Below are 17,865 nucleotides of genomic sequence, written 5' to 3'. Positions count from 1 at the left end.
CAACAGGCCAAGCGCATCACACCCGCGCTAATCAGTCTAATTCATTGCGTCAAACCCATATCGTTAACAACCAACCTCGCCCGCAACGTCCGTCGTTAGCGGGCTTTTTGTTTTGGAGTCCACCATGAAAATACACCGCGAAACCATCCTGCCACTGCCAGAGCACTTTTATGAAGTGTTAGAACGACAACTGGCAGCACTCAATAACCCTAACCTAAACAGCGTCACTTTTAACTACCGCGATCCCGACTACAACGCAGAGAGCGGCGGTTATCACCCAGTGGAGTTCAACCTCTACCGCCAAGATGATTGCTGGTATCTCAATTACTTTACCGACTTTGCTTACTGCGGCGACCCCTTTCCTGAGCTTGAGAAAGAAATGGAAGTGCTGTTTCAGGAGAAGCAGGTCTACAACAGCTTCTTTGGCCGCTGTTACCTAGAGCATGCCGACAGCCAGGTACGGCTGCTGCTGGAGAACTTTTGCAACTACCTCGAGATGGAGGTTTACCAGGTTCAGGTTAGCGCCGACTGAACTTGGTGCCCACAAAGGTATTTTGGGCACCAAGCAACGCAGGCCCCATGCGGGTTTGCAATGTACTGGTGCCCACATTGATGACATAGCCAATTGAGGGAACCAAGCATGAACGAAGTCGAGGCGGTCAAGAACCGCGACACCATCAAGCTTATCAGTTACCTGCTCGAACGTCACTTTGGTCAGCAGATGGCCGATGTCTGGAATATCGGCCTTAATCTGGCCCTTAGGATCTCTGACTTACTGGCCATCAAGTTCAGCGATATCGACGGCGATCGCTTAAGCATCATCGAGCAGAAGACCGGTAAACGCGCCAGCATCAAGCTCAACCCGAAGACGCTGGCATTGATTGAGGCGATCCACCAACGTCACCCTGAGCATATCTACCTGTTCCAATCCCACCGTTCGAGCCAAGCCAGAGACCGGCAGGCCCCCGCGAAACCACTGACACGACGCGCCGTCGCCAAAGCATTTGCCTTTGTCGGTGACGATATCAAGTTAGCCCTAGGGACCCACTCGATGCGTAAAACCCGCGGTTATCACCTATATCAAGCCTGCAAAGACATTGGCCGGGTGATGCGCATGCTGCGGCATCAATCGGAAGCGGTCACCCTGCGTTATATCGGCATTACTCAGCAGCAAATCGATAAGGACTTTGTCGAGCTGGAAATCTGAGTCAATCAACACACCCTATTCAACCCATTGGCAGATGCGACCTAGAAGTATCTGCGTTGCTTTCTTGGAGTACATACCATGTATACATTTCATCCAGGTGATCATCTGGTCACCAATATCGATCCGCTTGGCTTAACCGAACACCATGGCCTGTATGTTGGCCATGGCAATGTGATTCACTTATCTAAACAGGGCATCATCGAAGAAATCGACCTGCAGCAATTTGCGGGTGGCCATAAGATCAGAGTGAAAAAGTCCACGCTGTTTCCTCATCAAGCCATTGAGCTTGCGCGCAATCAGCTGGGTCATAGTCCATACGGCGTAGCTACCAATAATTGCGAGCACTTCGTCAATGAATGCTTAGCGGGAAGTAGCACCTCCAATCAAGTCAGTAATCTCACCCACATTGCGCTGCAAGGCTCAGCCAGAGCAGGCTTGCTGGGAAGTACTGCGTCAAAGCTTGCCACGGGGACTGTCGCAAACGTCGTATTAGCCTCTACCGCCATCAAAATGACCGGCGAATACCTAGGACTACCCGACAACGTCAACACACTACTAGGGACACCTGGGGATCTTATTGCTAAGCCTGCAGAATGCTTACTAAAAGGCACCACCCAAACCCTGGGTGAGAGTTATGCTTGCTTAAGCCAAGGTGAAATAACTGATGCAGGGATCAAACTCGTCACCGGCAGTGTAGAAACTGGCTTAAACACCATGTTGACGACAGCAGAAGTGGGCATCAATGGCGTAAAAGCTGGTGCTGGGCTGATAGCCGATGCATGGCATTGGTTAAGGTCATGATGCTTCACCTGCAATATTGAGAGTACTCAGTCACCCATTAGCCAACCCCTCTAAACGAAGCGGCATCACTTGCCGCTATCGTTTTTATCCCTCTTGCGATTACGTTGAAGATTAGCGTGATGACGGCGTAACAGGTTTGCCCAGTTAAGTGATACAAACTATCTTCTATCATCCTTGAGCTTATGGCGTTGCTCATGCAGGCAAGTAAACGTGTAATCATTATTTTTTTGTACTACGTTATGCTAAGGTATTACCTAGTAGTACTAAGCATGACCTTTGGAGTAACAGATGAGCACAATCAAACCCGTGTCGGTTAAATTAGATGCCGATATTAAAGCCAGAGTCGAGCATTTAGCCGAAACGCGTAAACGTTCATCACACTGGATGATGCGTGAAGCGATCCGTGAATACGTTGAGAGAGAAGAGAAGCGCGAGGCGCTGCAGCAAGAAGCGTTACGCGCATGGGAAGAGCACCAGACATCAGGCTTGCATGTCACCGGTGACGAAGTGGTGAGTTGGCTGGAGTCCTGGGGAAGTGAAAATGAAAAGGCTGCCCCTACATGCCACAAATAATCTTCACCGCCACTGCATTACGTGATTTAGAGCGCTTACGTGAGTTTCTTCGCACTAAAAATCCCCCCGCCGCACAACGCGCTGCCAGCGCCATAATCAATACCATTAGAAAACTGGAAAGCTATCCAGACATTGGCCGGCCTATCGATGACAATGACTTTAGCTTTAGGGAACTGCTGATTGACTTTGGTGATACGGGTTATCTGGCAATGTACCAGTATGATGGCGGTGAACGATTGACCGTATTGTGTATCCGCCACCAAAAAGAAGCCGGATATTGATAGAGATGCATCAGCAAAGATGTCTTCTTATGGATGATGTAATTATGAATATACTGCTGCTCTCTATAAAGACAAAAGCAAGGGATTTGAGCCCTTGCCCTCAACTTCCGTATTTGTACTCGCTGCAGCAACCGTACTAAGAAAACTAATCACCAACTTGTAGCCTACCCAATAATCGACTACAGCCATAATGACGACGTCCATCACCATAGGTCTTACTGTCAACTTTGGCAAAGTAACTTAACCGCAGAAACAACTCACGTAAAGTATTAGTCTGGTGAATCCGACCACGCTCTAATAGATAGCAAGGCGCTTTGGGAAAGTGAACTAAGCCTTGTGCTGCAACAACATCCAACGCTAGCGCACTCGCCCAAGCTTTAACGATTCGGTTATACAAATTAGGTCTACCAAGTTCAAATACACCTAAACTTCTATAAGCGTTACCATTAAAAAACAAACAAAGATGGTAGTGTGGTCGGTTAAGTTCACCGGTTTCCTGCACCCAGATATACAGTACTTCACTTTGATGCACAAATCCTTCAGTGTTCTTACACTTTGCAATATAGTCTGCGGTAATTTTCGCTTTTAGAGATTCAATAAACCGCGTAACATAACGGTTATCATCGGCGTCATAATATTCAGGAAATCTCAAGTCAACTCTCACAGCGAAAACCTTTGAGTACCTTTTTAATGCGTGATAAATAACGTTAAAGTTATTGTGCAAATACTCCCCATAGACTCCATTTTTAAATTGAAGAATTGGCAGTCCACTAAACTCTTTGGCATTTAATACGGTTAAGTTTCTATTGTTATACTGAGACACACCATACCAACCTTAAAGTTATAAAAATAACAACCCTAGATTATCAATATAATATTAACAACCTAGGAGTCGCAGCAATTGAAAACAAACGAGCCCCTCACAGAACAAACAGTCTGAAATAAAATATGCTCGTCAAGAAGCAGATGTCAAAACTATACAATATAAAAACCAACTCTGATTTTATATGCAGAAAACAATCAAGCTACACAGGACCATTTTGATTGATATTAAACAGGTTCATATCACGTTCAAAGATAATTCTGTCATAAGGAGCTCCAGGATACAAATCAATAACAACCGTGGTATTATAATCAAAAACATCAATAAGTCTATTCGATAAAAGTTCGTTCAACGCATCATTTAAATTCTTGCTTTTCCTTAACATAGGAGGGCCAAGTTGTAAGACCTTATTCTTTTTAATATACCGATACCCTCGATCACGATATGAATTTAACCATAGAGCTAGCTTTTGCCCCAGAATGACCTCCATAGGTGGTGGGCAAAAATTATTTAAAAAGTGAAAAGAGTAATAGCTCACCAAGTCAATTGCTGTTCTTAATGACTCAACTGATATTTTAGAGTCAAAATTATGTTCAAAATAGTGAATATTTGCTGCAGCTCTAGCAATCATTTCTGCTAGTTTTGAACCATGATCTCTGGCATTTTCGTAAATTCCCCCAGGAGCCATTTTAAATTCAATATCGTTAGATATATTTAGCAATAAATCTATCGCGTCATCTGAAAATTTTACTATTCTACGTTCCATTTATTTACCCTCTAGTAATTCTTCTATTCTTTGATTGAATTGATTGATAAATTCTTTCTCATACCTGATCCCATTGGTTTTCCGACCACCGCTAAGAGGCATTGGGAAGCACACTAAAAAGCGAGAAAGATAACCATTGCCTCTTACAACATCCTGTGATTTATCCATAAATCGTTTCAATGCTTGAGGCTGGATCATGATATGTGTAGTTAACCTAACACCTGAAAGCGTATAAGAATCTGTTGTTTTTCTTGCAACAGTGACATCATCTCCACTCCAAATGGCATTAAGCACAGGTGTGTTTGACATTAAGGCACTATTCATTAGAACACCGCCCTCACTTGACCCAAGATACGCATGTGGTGAGTCATTCTTGAGTCCAAACGTAAGCGCCGCTATCGTACTATCCTCATACATAATTCTGAAAGCCTTTGGCCGTTGTGGTTGTTTTGCTTCATGCTCGATCAACTCTTGTAAAGGATCATTTATTTCATTTACTTCACTTACTTCATTTTCTGTGTTCCTAGATTCCTGCATTTCTGAGCAATCTTTTTTTAAGCGACTTGGATTTAGCATCATGTACCTCTCTCAAAATCTCATACTTAATTAACTGTTCTTTACAAGATAATTCACGCTTTTTTTGGTAATTTTTAATCCCTGCCATTAATAAATTTTCAACCGTAGATTTTCGCTCACCTGAATCAGCACAAGTTAATAAGTTAAGCGAGATTGGACAAATCTTCCCTGTTGGTAGTTCAACATCTATATGCACCTGTAAGGCGGTAGAAATAGCAGCAAGTGCTGTACTGGCAATTAAGGGATATGCTGCTTTAGTAATTAAATGAGTTTCAAGTATCGTATTACCTAACAGAGTACCTTCTCCTATTCGAGGAAAAACTCCATTAGATACTGGAAATGTAATATATATATTTTTATTATACCGCCGCGGAGGTAAGTTTTTATTTTCAAAACGTTCAGACATATCAGTTTTCCTTTGATAATAAGTAATATTGTCAGTGATCAGAAAATCTTTAATCCATTACTGAACTCTTATTGATTTAAGCCATGCTTCAACCTCACCAAAATACCAGCCTACCGCTCTGGCACCAAGTGTCACCTTTTTAGGGAAAGTCGGATCGTATCGCGGAGATCGCGAGTTTTGTTTATCATAGATGGTCGAACGTGAAAGCCCTGTTAACTGGGTTAATGTCTTCAATCGAATGATTGAATTATTAGTGATGATCAGTTCCATATGCGCCTCTTTGTTGTGTAAGAAGCTGCAATGATAAGCGCCTGCCTTTAACGTTTTCCAGGGAGAAAATCGAGACCATTTTCTCCCAAACCTACGGAAGCACAGGATTTTAAAGAATAATTATCTCCCGAATTTATTTTTAAATTTCTCTAAGAGTTTCTGCACTTTTCATACTCTTGTAAACGTTTGGCCTTAAAATTTGTTCTGCGTAATTGGCATTCTCCTCTGAAAAATGCTTGCTCACTAAAAATTTGAATACATCGCAAATCACAGCATTAACTTGAGAGATCAATTTATGGTCACGTTCTGGATCTAGCTTCTTTTTGTCGTTAGGTTCTGGAAATTCTCCTTGCCAAAATGTACTAAGTGCTTCAGTTAAAAACTTAAATTTGCAAATTTGTGAACTTTCTTTACTAGCATCATTATTTGCCCTTGTTTTTGGACGAAGACAGAAAGCAGCAGTCTTTGCTTTCTTTACAGGATAACCCTGTTCTTTCTCCATCCACGATTCCAATTCAATAGTTGCAATATCAGATTTATTTTGCATTTCAAACAAACAAAATCCTTTAACGGCCAACTTATCAAGATCAGATTGATTTCGGATAGATTTATCAACGTAATAGGGGCTAGATATAGGAATCAAGTCAACATCATCAACCATAAAACCTTGAATATCACTTTCAAACACATATATTGAATCAACACCAACTTTTATGCTTGTCAATTTATTTAAAGTACTATTATCAGGCAACCACACATTAACTATTTTATCAGTGAAAACAAAATCAACTTCACCATTTAGTTTAACGAAATTATTAATCATATACTGTGGTGAATATTTGACCACCTTTTCGTACTTACCTAATTTCAAAAAATCCTCACGCTTTCCAACACAGTTAATTTTATTTATTTCACCATCTGAATCTAACCAGAAAATGGCATCTGATGTATTTATTTCAAAATGTCCATGCCGAGCAATAGCATTAACACTGGCCCCTGATAATTTTAAAAAGTTAATATCCTTAATCAATTCCACATCACAAACCACTTCATTTTTATAAACTTCTGTTTTATCTTTACCATTTGCATCTTTAATAGATATAAATTCCTTAAAACCAACTGAAGAGTTCTTACTTATTTTATGAAGAGCCCAAACATTTACATTTGGATGAAAACTAGCCAATACCGGTTTATTATCTTCACTCAGGTATTTGAGTATCTCAGATAAAGAAATTTTTAATTTATTCCCTGCGTCTAAAAGTGATAGATTTACGATGTTGTCCATTGGTACTCCACTCAAATAAACTGCTATTTCTGCTACTAATAGCAGGAATAGCACCAAAAATCACTTCTAATTCTAAAAAATGAGACAAATTTCTATACCTGTTCATTGGAAAATCATGATTAGACAACAATAAAAACCAGCATTGCATCACAAATTCCATGAGTTACCCGATGGACATTTTAAAAGGTATTGGGACGAACCCAGCATAATGATGAGTTGGAGATCATGGCAAGTATTAGGCATTCTGTATGAATTGACTTCAGTGAATAGGCGAAAATGTACAAAAGCATTAGAGCAGAGCAAGCATAAGACAAATTTTGCGAAAATATATTGAAAAGCTCCTACTTGGCAAGAGAGTTTTTCACGGCACATATAAAGGTAAGGAGGCCCATTTTAGTCACTCTTCAGTGATAAGCACTCTAACCCCTGCTCTGCAAAGACAAATAAACTATCGCTATAACCTTGAAAGATCACACTGCGGATTATCTCATGGTCAATATTCAGATAATCATGTACCAGTGCATTACGCAGGCCTATCACTTTACGCCTGCCGTTTAATTCATCGGCTGGTTGTGCACCTCGTTGACACAGGATCTCAAATGCTTGGTAAGCATCCTGCGGACTATATCCAGCCAGTGCTTTAGCCCAATGTTTTGCAATGCCAATGCAAGCTTCAATAAAGACCTGTAGTATTCGCTCTGCTGCTCGATATTCGAGATTAGATAGGGAACGCTGACTAAGTAATTGACGTAACTCTCCAAGTTCGGCTTGATATCGGCTAAGGCTTAAACGCAATGACGTGATATAGACACTATCCCAAATAATGAAGTGGCTTTGTGCTGAATAATCGAGTTCCATTTGCGACATTATGCGAGACTCTTCTTGCATTCTTCGGCCTTCATCTCGACTAAAGATAAGTTTGTTAGCATTAATGATACTGAAGGCCAGAGGGATTGGTGCTAGATTGATATCGACAACGGAAAGCTTCCCTTCGGCTAGCCCCAATGCTCTTTGCCAATCCATAGCAAGCAGTTCAGCTCTAATACGAGTATCAAGCACACTGTCCGCCTTTACCGGGTCGAATGCGACGCCTAAATCCCAATCGCTATGCTCGCTAGCATTTCCTTTCGCCTGCGAACCATAAAGCCATAATGCTGCCACCTCAGAATGGCTTGCAGCTAAAGCGTTTAGTTGGTGCAAATGCTGGCTCTGCTCAATAGTCATAGGTTTGGCTTTAGGTTAGTCATGAAGTAAGAATAACAACCCTGAGTCGGACTTAACAGGTTAGATTCGTTTGTCACGTCCCCTAACTTTTTGACTCAGGAACATAATCTCTATTCGGCCTTACAGGTCATGCCCCTAATTTTCTTGAACACGCTGTTACTGACAAAGACCCGACAGCCGCATTGGCAATATGGTTGCTCCACCACTCCATTAACTTGGTACGTCGCTCTAAGTAGGTCGTGCGATTATAGGCACTGCGGATTTGGTTTTTATCAACATGGGCTAACGCTGCCTCAATAACATCACCATCAAAGCCTTGCTCGTTTAAGGTAGTGCTTGCCAGCGAGCGTAAACCATGACCCGTTGTTCTTCCCTTTAATCCCATGCGCCCTAATGCTTTGTTAATGGTTTCAGGATCTGTGTGCTTTTGAGGATCTTTAGATGACGGGAAAACGAATTGGCTGTGTTCACTAATCGGCTTAACAGTTTCGAGTATCGCGAGGGTATGCTCTGTAAGCGGGATAATATGCTCACGATTCATTTTCATGCGTGATTCAGGAATAGTCCAAAGTTTGGCATCAAAATCGATTTCTTCCCAACGGGCTCCGGCCGCTTCATTTGGCCTGGTCATTGTGTGCAATTGCCATTCAATCAAACACCGAGTCGTTAATAATAAATTGGCGTTTGCGACGGTCTGCAGTAATTCAGCTAGCTCTGCTGGTTTTAATGCCTTCAGATGCTCCACTTTGCTTTTTCTAAAAACTTCTCGAATACCTGACAACGGATTGGCATGAATGTAACCAGAGTTAACCGAATAGTTCATGATTTCATTCAGCAACTGAGCGGTACGTTTAACCGTTTCAAGATGTCCCTTCTGTTCAAGGGGCTTGAGCGCGGCAATGGCTATAGGAGCCGTGAGTCTGCTAATCGCAATACTCCCCAGCTTAGGGAAGGCATACAGCTCAAGCTTGCGCCAATTGCCTTCGATGGTTTTAGCCTTAATGCTTCCCTGCTTTGAGTCCATCCACATTTGCGCAATATGCTTCAGAGTTTGAGCGTTCTCTGTTGCCGCTTTTAATTTGTTTTCAACTTTAAGTAATTGAGGGTCGATGCCTTCGGCCAAGTTTTTTCGCGCTGCTAGTGCTTTATCTCGCGCCTCAGCTAAGGATACGTCAGGGTATGAGCCTAAACCAAAATAGGTAGGTTTGCTGGTGGAGGGACGTATGTATCTAAATTCCCATGTTTTCCCTGCTGTGCGCACATAGAGATAGAGATTGCCACCATCTGACAATCTATAGGGCTTTGCTTCCGCTTTAGCATTGAGCACCGCTTTTGCAGTCAGCTTATTTGTACTTCTTCCCATACCGTTCTCCTCCCTCAAATTAAGCCCCAAAGTAATGCTTGATTTTGACATTATTTTGCACTCTAAAATCAAGCATTACTTATCACTGGATAAATTCAGATAAATCAGGATATTGCCAAGTTAAATCTGGGCTATAAAATCGAGAAAATCAAGTAAAAAAACGGCATAAAAAATGGGTATTTTTTGATGTGAAAAGTAATGCCAAATTATGCCAAATTTCCTTGGCATTACTTTTGGCATTACTAAAGATTTCGGATACAGTAGGATGGCATTAAACAATATCGGATTGTAAGTTGTTGATTTTTATGAAAAGCAGATAAGAAAAAAGACGCCCTAGGACGTCTTTAAACTTGAATTTGGCGGTGAGAGAGGGAGTCGAACCCTCGATACGTTACCGTATACACACTTTCCAGGCGTGCTCCTTCGGCCACTCGGACACCTCACCATATGTCGATTTATGTTAGCGTGGTTAATCTTTCACGTTTAAGAATCACTAACGATTTCGTATAGCCTTGCCGAGAGGCTTTCATCGTTAACGGAGCGGTACTGTACGCAAAAGCCTAAAGGGGGTCAAGTAAAAAAGACTCAGTTTCAGGCGGTTGCACAATTGCTAAACAAACCGCCGTGATTTCTTGAATCTTTTCACCGTTTTATACCGTTAATTGACGGTAAATTTGTGCACTTCTTTTGACATTGAATTCGCGTCAAACGTCAGAGCTTTGGTCAGCTCCCTAAGCTCATCGGAGATCCTTTGAGTATTAAGGTAAATCTCACTGATCTTCAGTGCATTACGATTTACGTCTTCGGATACCGCCGATTGCTCATGGGTTGCTGTAGCAATTTGCTCGTTCATGCGGTCAATAATGTCTACTTGCTCCACAATACGTTTCAATTCGATACCTGCCTGTTCAGCTTCATGGACACTGCTATTAGCCTGAGCTAATCCTCTGTCCATGGCTTTTACTGCAATGCTCGCTCCCGCCTTCAATCTATCTGTCATATTTTTAATGTCAGAGGTCGAGGTTTGTGAGCGCTGCGCTAAACTTCGGACTTCGTCTGCAACTACAGCAAAACCGCGGCCCATTTCCCCTGCGCGGGCAGCTTCAATGGCGGCATTAAGCGCGAGTAAATTAGTTTGCTCAGCAATACTGCTGATCACTTCAAGCACTACCACTATGCCGTGAATTTCACGGTCTAAATCGTTAATGGCTTTAGAAGCTCCACTAATATCGTCGGCTAACGCTTTGATCGCTTTGCTGGTTCGGCCGACTTCGAGGTTGCCTTCTTTAGCCTCTATATTGGCAGCGGAAGACGCTTCGGATGCCTGCACTGCATTGCTGGCAATCTCGGCCACTGTTGCGCTCATTTCTGTCATAGCGGAGGCCACTTGTTCTGCCTCACTGTGGCCCGCCATCACATCTTGCTCCATGGCATGGGTACAGAGATCCATTTGCGCCACAGCTTGTTGCAATTTAGCGCCACTGGAACGTACATGTAGGATCACTTTTTCAAAATCACTCATCATGTCGTTAAAGGCGATGGCGAGTTCACCGAATTCATCCGAGCTAGAGTGAGTCAGACGCACACTTAAGTCGTAATGTTTACGGGCTTGCGTGATGGTCGAATATAAGTGATGCACACTGTCATGCAAATAACGGATAACAGATAGACTCAATATCAAGACTATCGCCAATACTGAGATTAAGGTCGCGAGCACTAAGAACATTTTCTCATTCGCTAAGGTTAATCTTTCATGGGTGGTCTTGAGTAAATCTGCCGAGACTTGCTGTTCAAACTCACGTAATAGCTCAATCCGGGCGGTCGATTTACTGAACCACTCTTCGGGACTTTGTTGCAGGATTTTTTGATTATCTTGCTCGAATGCGATTTGACGTAACAACTCAACGTCATGCATTGCAGCTGAACTCTGTAAACGGTTAAACGAGGATAATAAATCAGAATTTGCTAGCGCTAAAAAACGCTCTTGATAGGTATTTTGCTCCGAAACCAAAGTGATAAATTTGGCATAAACCTTAGGCTTAAATCCAGCTTGGCCAAAGGTTGAGCTGAGTACCGCCCTTTCAATCCCCGCCCTTTCCTTTAATTGCAAAAAAGCACTAAAAGCCGTCGCTTTAATGGCGATTTCTTGATTAGCACCCGTTTTTGCGGTTTCATCGACTATTGTCAGTAATAACTTATTTAACTCAGTGTAATAGGCAACTTCATCGGCGACACTGATACTTAAACTATCCACCTGCGAGCGGATTGCATTTAAACGCCCGAGTTGAGCGTTTAGTTCTCTAAGTTTTGGGGCAAATATCTCCGGCAGATGATTCTCAGTGATAAAACGCTGATAGAGGCCGAGCTGCGTATCCGTTAATTGTCTTTGATCAGGTATTTTACCCGCAAACGCTTTTCCTGCTGAGCCAATAAATCCAGCACTCATGCCGCGCTCTTTTTGTAACTCATGCACTAAATTACTGTTGGTGACGGCTAGCTCGCTTAATTGCACCACTAAGGTTAAATCTTTTCTATATTCATATTTTTCAATGAGGTAAAGCGTGCCACATAAAAAACAGGCTAACAGTGGAGGCAAGACAACCATTAATAATTTTTGTTTTAGACTGAGATTACCAATCCATTGCCATTTCATACAAATATCCTTTTAAACTTAGTTTTAGATCCAAATACCGAACACTAGGTATAGCATAATATCAACCGTAGGACGACTAAGGTTTATTGAAATTGCACAAGCTAATATCCTGATAAACGAGGATTTCCCCCATATTCCATCAATTGTTTAGATTTTGCTAATCGCAGAGCAAACTTGAGAAACGTCAAACAAGGATAAGATAGAAATAAAAAACGCATTGAAAATTCCAATGCGTTTTTCTAGAGAAAGGAACACTTAATACTGTGACTGAAGATGACTCTAACTGAAAAGCTGTGGAAATAACCCCTTCACACCAGCCGCAATGACTTCGATACCAATAGATAACATCAAGAGTCCCATGAGACGGGTAATCACGTTAATACCCGTTTTGCCGAGGATCTTATAAATGATAGATGCCATTCTAAACAGGCCAAAACTCACTAAACCAAACACTATCACAGTAATGAACATCGCAATAATGTTCGACAATGAATTATGCTCAGCAGCAAAGACAATCACCGAACTGATAGCACCAGGTCCCGCCATCAGTGGCAAAGCCAAAGGCACAACCGCCACAGATTCCATCGCCGAGGATTCACGGTCTTCTTCTTGGTTACGCTTCACTTCGCCTAACTTACCTTGCAACATTGACATCGCAATAATGGCAATCAGGCTGCCACCAGCAATTCTAAAGGCAGATAACGAAATGCTGAACATATTCAGAATGTGCTGCCCCGCCACAATCGTGACTAAGAGGATCACCACAACCGCAAAGTTCGCTACTTTACCCGTGTGATTCCGCTCAGCCTCCGTTTGATGGCTGGTTAAGCTCACAAACACAGGCAACAAGCCAACCGGATTAATGATGGCAACGAGGCCAAGAAAAAATTTAACGTAAAGAGTTAACTCCAAGGGACTATCCTTATGTGCGTGTCACGCCGTCTTCATCAAAATAAGCTTGAGGGCAAGTATAGTATCTCAAGCGCTATTGACTGAAAAATGAGATTTTTGAGGTTAAATCACAACTTCGAATAATATTTAGTTATCGAAGCCGATGCATTTTCAGCGCAACTTTAAACAAACAAGTTACCCTAAGTGTAGTTTTATTACATAAAAGCACGATATTGTCGTTGATATCACACTTTCAACGCGGCTTTAGGTGTAATTTTCTACCATAAAGAGGATTTAGTGAATGCCTTGATTCACTAAATCTTTTTAGGAGTATTAATCATGACAGTGACCAATGCACAAGAACTGGATCTCATGGTCGAGCGAGTGGCGAAAGCACAAGCCGAGTATGCGACATTCAGCCAAGCGCAAGTCGATAAAATTTTCCGTGCAGCCGCCCTTGCAGCTGCCGATGCGCGTATCTCGCTGGCGAAAATGGCCGCCGCAGAAACCCGCATGGGTGTGGTTGAAGACAAAGTAATTAAAAACCACTTTGCCTCCGAATACATTTATAACAAATATAAAGATGAAAAAACCTGCGGAATTTTATCTGAAGATGTCACCTTCGGTACTATTACCATTGCTGAACCCGTAGGCATCATCTGTGGCATAGTCCCCACCACGAACCCCACATCGACTGCCATTTTTAAAGCCTTAATCAGCCTTAAAACCCGTAACGCAATCATCTTCTCGCCCCATCCTAGGGCCAAAATATCTACCACAACTGCAGCAAAATTAGTGCTTGATGCTGCTATAGCCGCGGGCGCACCCAAAGACATTATTGGTTGGATTGATGAGCCCAGTGTCGCACTATCAAATCAATTAATGACTCACCCTAAGGTGAATTTAATCCTCGCAACGGGAGGCCCTGGCATGGTGAAAGCCGCCTACTCTTCCGGTAAACCGGCTATTGGCGTAGGTGCGGGTAACACACCTATTGTTATCGATGAAACCGCCGACATCAAACGCGCGGTCAGTTCGATTCTCATGTCGAAAACCTTCGATAACGGCGTCGTTTGTGCGTCAGAACAAGCGGTAATTGTGGTCGACAGTATTTATGAACAGGTTAAAGAGCGTTTCGCAACCCACGGTGGCTATATGCTATCGAAGGATGAAGCCGCGGCGATGCAGCAGGTCATTTTAAAAAATGGTGGCTTAAATGCCGATATCGTTGGCCAAAGCGCCGCCAGTATCGCGCAAATGGCGGGCTTTGAAGTGCCGCACTGGACCAAAGTGTTGATCGGTGAAGTCACCGACATTTGCGACAGCGAAGCCTTCGCCCATGAAAAATTATCGCCATTACTTGGTATGTACCGCGCCATCGACTTTAACGATGCCATGGATAAAGCTGAAGCTTTAGTCGCACTCGGCGGCATTGGCCACACATCAGGGCTTTATACCGACCAAGATACCCAAACCGAACGTGTACATGCCTTTGGTTTTAGAATGAAAACGGCGCGTATCTTGATCAACACCCCAGCTTCACAGGGCGGTATTGGCGATCTGTACAACTTCAAACTGGCACCTTCGCTCACTTTAGGCTGTGGTTCTTGGGGCGGCAACTCGATTTCAGAAAACGTTGGCCCGAGTCATCTAATCAATAAAAAAACCGTCGCTAAGAGGGCCGAAAACATGTTGTGGCATAAGCTTCCTGCATCTATCTATTTCCGCCGCGGTAGTTTGCCCATCGCGCTCGAAGAACTGAGCGATAAAAAACGCGCCTTAATCATCACAGACAGATTTTTGTTCAATCACGGTTATTGCGATGAAACCATGCGGATTTTAAAGGCACAAGGCCTTGAAACCGAAATTTTTTACGATGTTGAAGCCGACCCCACATTAGCCATAGTCCGTCAAGGCGCTAAGGTCGCTCAAAGCTTTAAACCCGATGTGATAATTGCGCTCGGCGGCGGCTCACCAATGGATGCGGCTAAGATTATTTGGGTAATGTACGAGCATCCAGATGTGGATTTTGCCGATCTAGCATTGCGCTTTATGGACATTCGTAAACGTATCTACAAATTCCCCAAAATGGGCACCAAAGCCATGATGGTGGCAATTCCGACGACTTCAGGCACTGGCTCAGAAGTCACACCTTTTGCGGTAGTGACAGACGAAATTACCGGTAAAAAATACCCGATTGCCGACTATCAACTCACGCCCAATATGGCGATTGTTGATCCAAATCTTGTGATGGACATGCCTAAATCCCTCACCGCCTTTGGTGGCATAGATGCGGTGACCCATGCATTAGAAGCCTATGTCAGCGTGATGGCGAATGAGTACAGCGATGGCCAAGCGCTACAAGCCCTCGACTTACTGTGCAAATATTTACCCGATGCCTACAACTTGGGTTCACAATCACCTGTCGCCCGTGAAAAGGTCCACAATGGCGCCACTATTGCGGGTATCGCCTTTGCTAACGCTTTCCTTGGGATTTGCCACTCAATGGCACACAAACTGGGCGCCGAGTTCCATCTCGCCCATGGCCTAGCCAATGCGCTGCTGATCAACAACGTAATACGCTTTAACGCAACGGATCTGCCCACTAAGCAAGCGGCCTTTAGCCAATACGACAGGCCAAAAGCCCTGTGCCGTTATGCTGCCATCGCAGATCACTTGAAACTAGGCGGAAAGACGGATGAAGAAAAAGTCGAAAAATTGCTTGAGAAAATCACACACCTCAAGAAGACGATTGGCATTCCTGCTTCTATCCAAGAAGCCGGTGTCAACGAAGCCGACTTCCTCGCCAAGTTAGATGAATTAGCCGAAGATGCGTTCGATGATCAATGTACCGGTGCCAACCCACGCTACCCATTGATTAACGAGCTGAAACAACTGTTCCTCGATAGCTATTATGGCCGAGCCTATAGCGACAACAACTAGGTGTCGCCTGCCAATGCTAGGCACGAGCTTAATAAAAGCCGCACGACATAAATGAAGAAGCCCTCGAATGAGGGCTTTTTATTGCATGATTTATTACCGTGTTTTACCGTGATGTAAACCGTGGATATGAAACGTAAAATTGCTTCACTAACCGTGAATTCGACTGACCCTCACTAAACAGCTCATCACTAAAAAGCGACTAACGCTGCGCCAGCACATAATCGATGGCACTAGTGATTGCCGCAACCTGCGCCAAATTACACTCCGCTGGCGTGGCCGTTGGGCTATCTGGGTACACTTCTGTCGTTGTGTTATAGATACAACCAGTGACACTGCTGCAAAGCCCTAATGACTTAAGCGGATAGTTAATCACCCCGTGCTGCACCACAGTCGAGCCAATGATCTCGCCTTTCTCATCGGCAGGAGCAATGTGCGTCACTTTACTCACACCATCAATAATGGCTTTCTGAAAGGCATCCATTGAGTTTTCGGTATCACCCACAGCATAAAAACCATCTGGGATAGTTCCTTTGACGTACTCTTTTCCATCACGGGCGCAAAGTGCTGGACGAAATTCTAATTCATCGGAATCCGTGGTTTCATGTAAGTCCACATGCACATCAAAACCTTGCTCAACTGAAGCAACTAGAGCCATCAAGGCCGCCGATTCTTCTGCAGGGCTGTTGGCATAAAATGAACGATTAGGATCGATAGCCTTAGGGTTCCAACGGTTGATGGTTTCGTAACCCCAAGGACTCACGCACACGGCGATCACAAGATTGACGCGATCAACATAATGAGCCGCCTTATCCGCTAAAAATGCCAAGGCACCATGAACACCGCTGGTTTCGTAACCGTGCACGCCACCAGTCACGAGCACGGTTGGCTTTTGTGGATCAAACTGCTGGCTTTTTACCGCAAATAATGGGTAACACTCCGCATTTATCGACAAGGCGCCATATTGCACAACGGTAAGCCCAAGTGCTAAGAGTGCTGCTTCCATCGCCTTGAGTGGCGTCACGACATCGTCCTGATACGAACGCTTGATTTTGGCGCTTGCAAGCCATGCAGCTTTTTCAGCCTCGCCCCATTTTTCGCCTACGGTGCCGATGGGATAAAATGTTAAATTTGCCATAATTCCTCTATTTTTAGTTCTATTCGGTAAAGTTCTTTTTATTCAAGTTCTTTGCACCCTAGTGCTTTCGTTCAAGCTTTTTCGTTGAGTTACTATTCAGTCGAGTGATAGTGCTCGTGTTCGGATGATAAATGAGTACAGTCAACCTAAAGCAATAGCTGCATGGGAATATCACGGATCCCGCCGCGTTCTCGCTCGGGTCCAAGAGGCACAAAGCCAAAGCCTAAGTACACAGCCTGCGCATTCAGCGCCGAGTTCACGGTAAACACCCCCGGATTGCCTTGGGCTAAACATTGAGCTTTGGCATGTTCCCACAGCATTCTCGCCACGCCTTGCCCCTGTGCATGGGAGGCGACAAAAAGATGGTACAAGTGGCTATTCGCCTTCATCCCCACTACGCCAGCGAGTTGGCCCGAGTCAGTTATGGCAACATGGTACTGATAACCCATAGCAAAGTAGCTACCAATCGCTTCTATCGACATGGCATTAACTAAGATTGCAGCGCCCTCTGCAGTGCAAGTTGGGGCAATAAATTCTTGGGTTAATTGAGTGAGCAATACGCTTATTTCAGGGATATCAGTTAAGGTTGCGGCTCGAATTTTCATCTTAACTCCTTGATTAAAAACATTTCATGACATAATAAAAAGCCAGAACAGAGTCTGGCTTTT

16 protein-coding genes, 1 tRNA gene and 1 pseudogene are annotated in these 17,865 nt (G+C 43.6%); 6 read left to right on the top strand and 12 right to left on the bottom strand.

What is annotated here, in order from left to right; genetic code table 11:
* The first annotated feature begins 124 nt into the window (after positions 1-124).
* From L5M51_RS01855 to L5M51_RS01835, 5 genes are all read left to right on the top strand, one after another.
* Positions 125-532 carry a DUF2787 domain-containing protein gene (locus L5M51_RS01855; RefSeq protein WP_263171290.1) on the top strand — a complete coding sequence of 136 codons (408 nt, stop codon included), beginning with the start codon at positions 125-127 and terminating at the stop codon, positions 530-532.
* A gap of 108 nt (positions 533-640) precedes the next feature.
* A complete protein-coding gene (locus L5M51_RS01850; protein ID WP_263171562.1) occupies positions 641-1,207 on the top strand; it encodes a site-specific integrase in 567 nt (188 codons plus the stop codon).
* A gap of 78 nt (positions 1,208-1,285) precedes the next feature.
* Positions 1,286-2,008: a lecithin retinol acyltransferase family protein gene (locus L5M51_RS01845; RefSeq protein WP_263171287.1), complete on the top strand. Its 723-nt coding sequence runs from the start codon at positions 1,286-1,288 to the stop codon at positions 2,006-2,008.
* A 288-nt stretch (positions 2,009-2,296) separates the two neighbouring features.
* Positions 2,297-2,581 (top strand): CopG family ribbon-helix-helix protein, encoded by a 285-nt coding sequence (locus tag L5M51_RS01840; RefSeq protein ID WP_011920070.1) that lies wholly within the window; start codon positions 2,297-2,299, stop codon positions 2,579-2,581.
* Positions 2,569-2,862 (top strand): type II toxin-antitoxin system RelE/ParE family toxin, encoded by a 294-nt coding sequence (locus L5M51_RS01835; RefSeq protein ID WP_076500099.1) that lies wholly within the window; start codon positions 2,569-2,571, stop codon positions 2,860-2,862. The genes L5M51_RS01840 and L5M51_RS01835 overlap by 13 nt, the downstream gene beginning before the upstream one ends.
* Before the next feature lie 145 nt (positions 2,863-3,007).
* Here the strand turns inward: L5M51_RS01835 and L5M51_RS01830 are convergent, their stop codons facing one another.
* The 10 genes and pseudogenes from L5M51_RS01830 to L5M51_RS01785 all read right to left on the bottom strand — a co-directional run bounded on the left by L5M51_RS01830 (position 3,008) and on the right by L5M51_RS01785 (position 13,140).
* Positions 3,008-3,685 carry an inovirus Gp2 family protein gene (locus L5M51_RS01830; RefSeq protein WP_173496618.1) on the bottom strand — a complete coding sequence of 226 codons (678 nt, stop codon included), beginning with the start codon at positions 3,683-3,685 and terminating at the stop codon, positions 3,008-3,010.
* Between the two features lie 202 nt (positions 3,686-3,887).
* Positions 3,888-4,988: pseudogene (locus L5M51_RS01825) on the bottom strand (DUF3987 domain-containing protein).
* Positions 4,975-5,433, bottom strand: a complete 459-nt coding sequence (locus tag L5M51_RS01820; RefSeq protein WP_115014957.1) for a DUF3987 domain-containing protein — start codon at positions 5,431-5,433, stop codon at positions 4,975-4,977. Before L5M51_RS01820 ends, L5M51_RS01825 begins: the two are co-directional and overlap by 14 nt.
* Positions 5,434-5,490: 57 nt before the next feature.
* Positions 5,491-5,703 (bottom strand): helix-turn-helix transcriptional regulator, encoded by a 213-nt coding sequence (locus tag L5M51_RS01815; RefSeq protein ID WP_069454518.1) that lies wholly within the window; start codon positions 5,701-5,703, stop codon positions 5,491-5,493.
* 139 nt (positions 5,704-5,842) lie between these two features.
* Positions 5,843-6,988 (bottom strand): hypothetical protein, encoded by a 1,146-nt coding sequence (locus tag L5M51_RS01810; RefSeq protein ID WP_263171275.1) that lies wholly within the window; start codon positions 6,986-6,988, stop codon positions 5,843-5,845.
* A 393-nt stretch (positions 6,989-7,381) separates the two neighbouring features.
* Complete coding sequence (gene hepT, locus L5M51_RS01805; protein ID WP_263171273.1) at positions 7,382-8,212, bottom strand: type VII toxin-antitoxin system HepT family RNase toxin; 831 nt, start codon at positions 8,210-8,212, stop codon at positions 7,382-7,384.
* Between the two features lie 127 nt (positions 8,213-8,339).
* Complete coding sequence (locus tag L5M51_RS01800) at positions 8,340-9,575, bottom strand: tyrosine-type recombinase/integrase (RefSeq protein WP_263171271.1); 1,236 nt, start codon at positions 9,573-9,575, stop codon at positions 8,340-8,342.
* A gap of 357 nt (positions 9,576-9,932) precedes the next feature.
* Positions 9,933-10,020: transfer RNA gene (locus L5M51_RS01795), tRNA-Ser, on the bottom strand.
* Between the two features lie 213 nt (positions 10,021-10,233).
* Positions 10,234-12,228, bottom strand: a complete 1,995-nt coding sequence (locus tag L5M51_RS01790) for a methyl-accepting chemotaxis protein (protein WP_263171270.1) — start codon at positions 12,226-12,228, stop codon at positions 10,234-10,236.
* 279 nt (positions 12,229-12,507) lie between these two features.
* Positions 12,508-13,140, bottom strand: a complete 633-nt coding sequence (locus tag L5M51_RS01785) for a YchE family NAAT transporter (RefSeq protein ID WP_006081420.1) — start codon at positions 13,138-13,140, stop codon at positions 12,508-12,510.
* Positions 13,141-13,458: 318 nt separating this feature from the next.
* Here L5M51_RS01785 and adhE point away from each other — a divergent pair, with 318 nt between their 5' ends.
* On the top strand, positions 13,459-16,062 hold the full coding sequence (adhE, locus tag L5M51_RS01780; RefSeq protein ID WP_263144808.1) for a bifunctional acetaldehyde-CoA/alcohol dehydrogenase: 2,604 nt from the start codon (positions 13,459-13,461) through the stop codon (positions 16,060-16,062).
* Positions 16,063-16,261: 199 nt separating this feature from the next.
* On the opposite strand, the gene L5M51_RS01775 is transcribed toward adhE, so the two are convergent.
* Both L5M51_RS01775 and L5M51_RS01770 read right to left on the bottom strand, forming a co-directional pair.
* Complete coding sequence (locus L5M51_RS01775; RefSeq protein WP_263144806.1) at positions 16,262-17,197, bottom strand: M14 family metallocarboxypeptidase; 936 nt, start codon at positions 17,195-17,197, stop codon at positions 16,262-16,264.
* Positions 17,198-17,343: 146 nt separating this feature from the next.
* Positions 17,344-17,802 (bottom strand): GNAT family N-acetyltransferase, encoded by a 459-nt coding sequence (locus tag L5M51_RS01770; RefSeq protein ID WP_198573319.1) that lies wholly within the window; start codon positions 17,800-17,802, stop codon positions 17,344-17,346.
* Positions 17,803-17,865 lie beyond the last annotated feature (63 nt).

Source organism: Shewanella sp. SM73 (genome assembly GCF_025653795.1).
Classification (GTDB): domain Bacteria; phylum Pseudomonadota; class Gammaproteobacteria; order Enterobacterales; family Shewanellaceae; genus Shewanella; species Shewanella oncorhynchi.
Note: the sequence above shows the minus strand (reverse complement) of the source record. Positions and strands in the feature narration are given on the sequence as shown.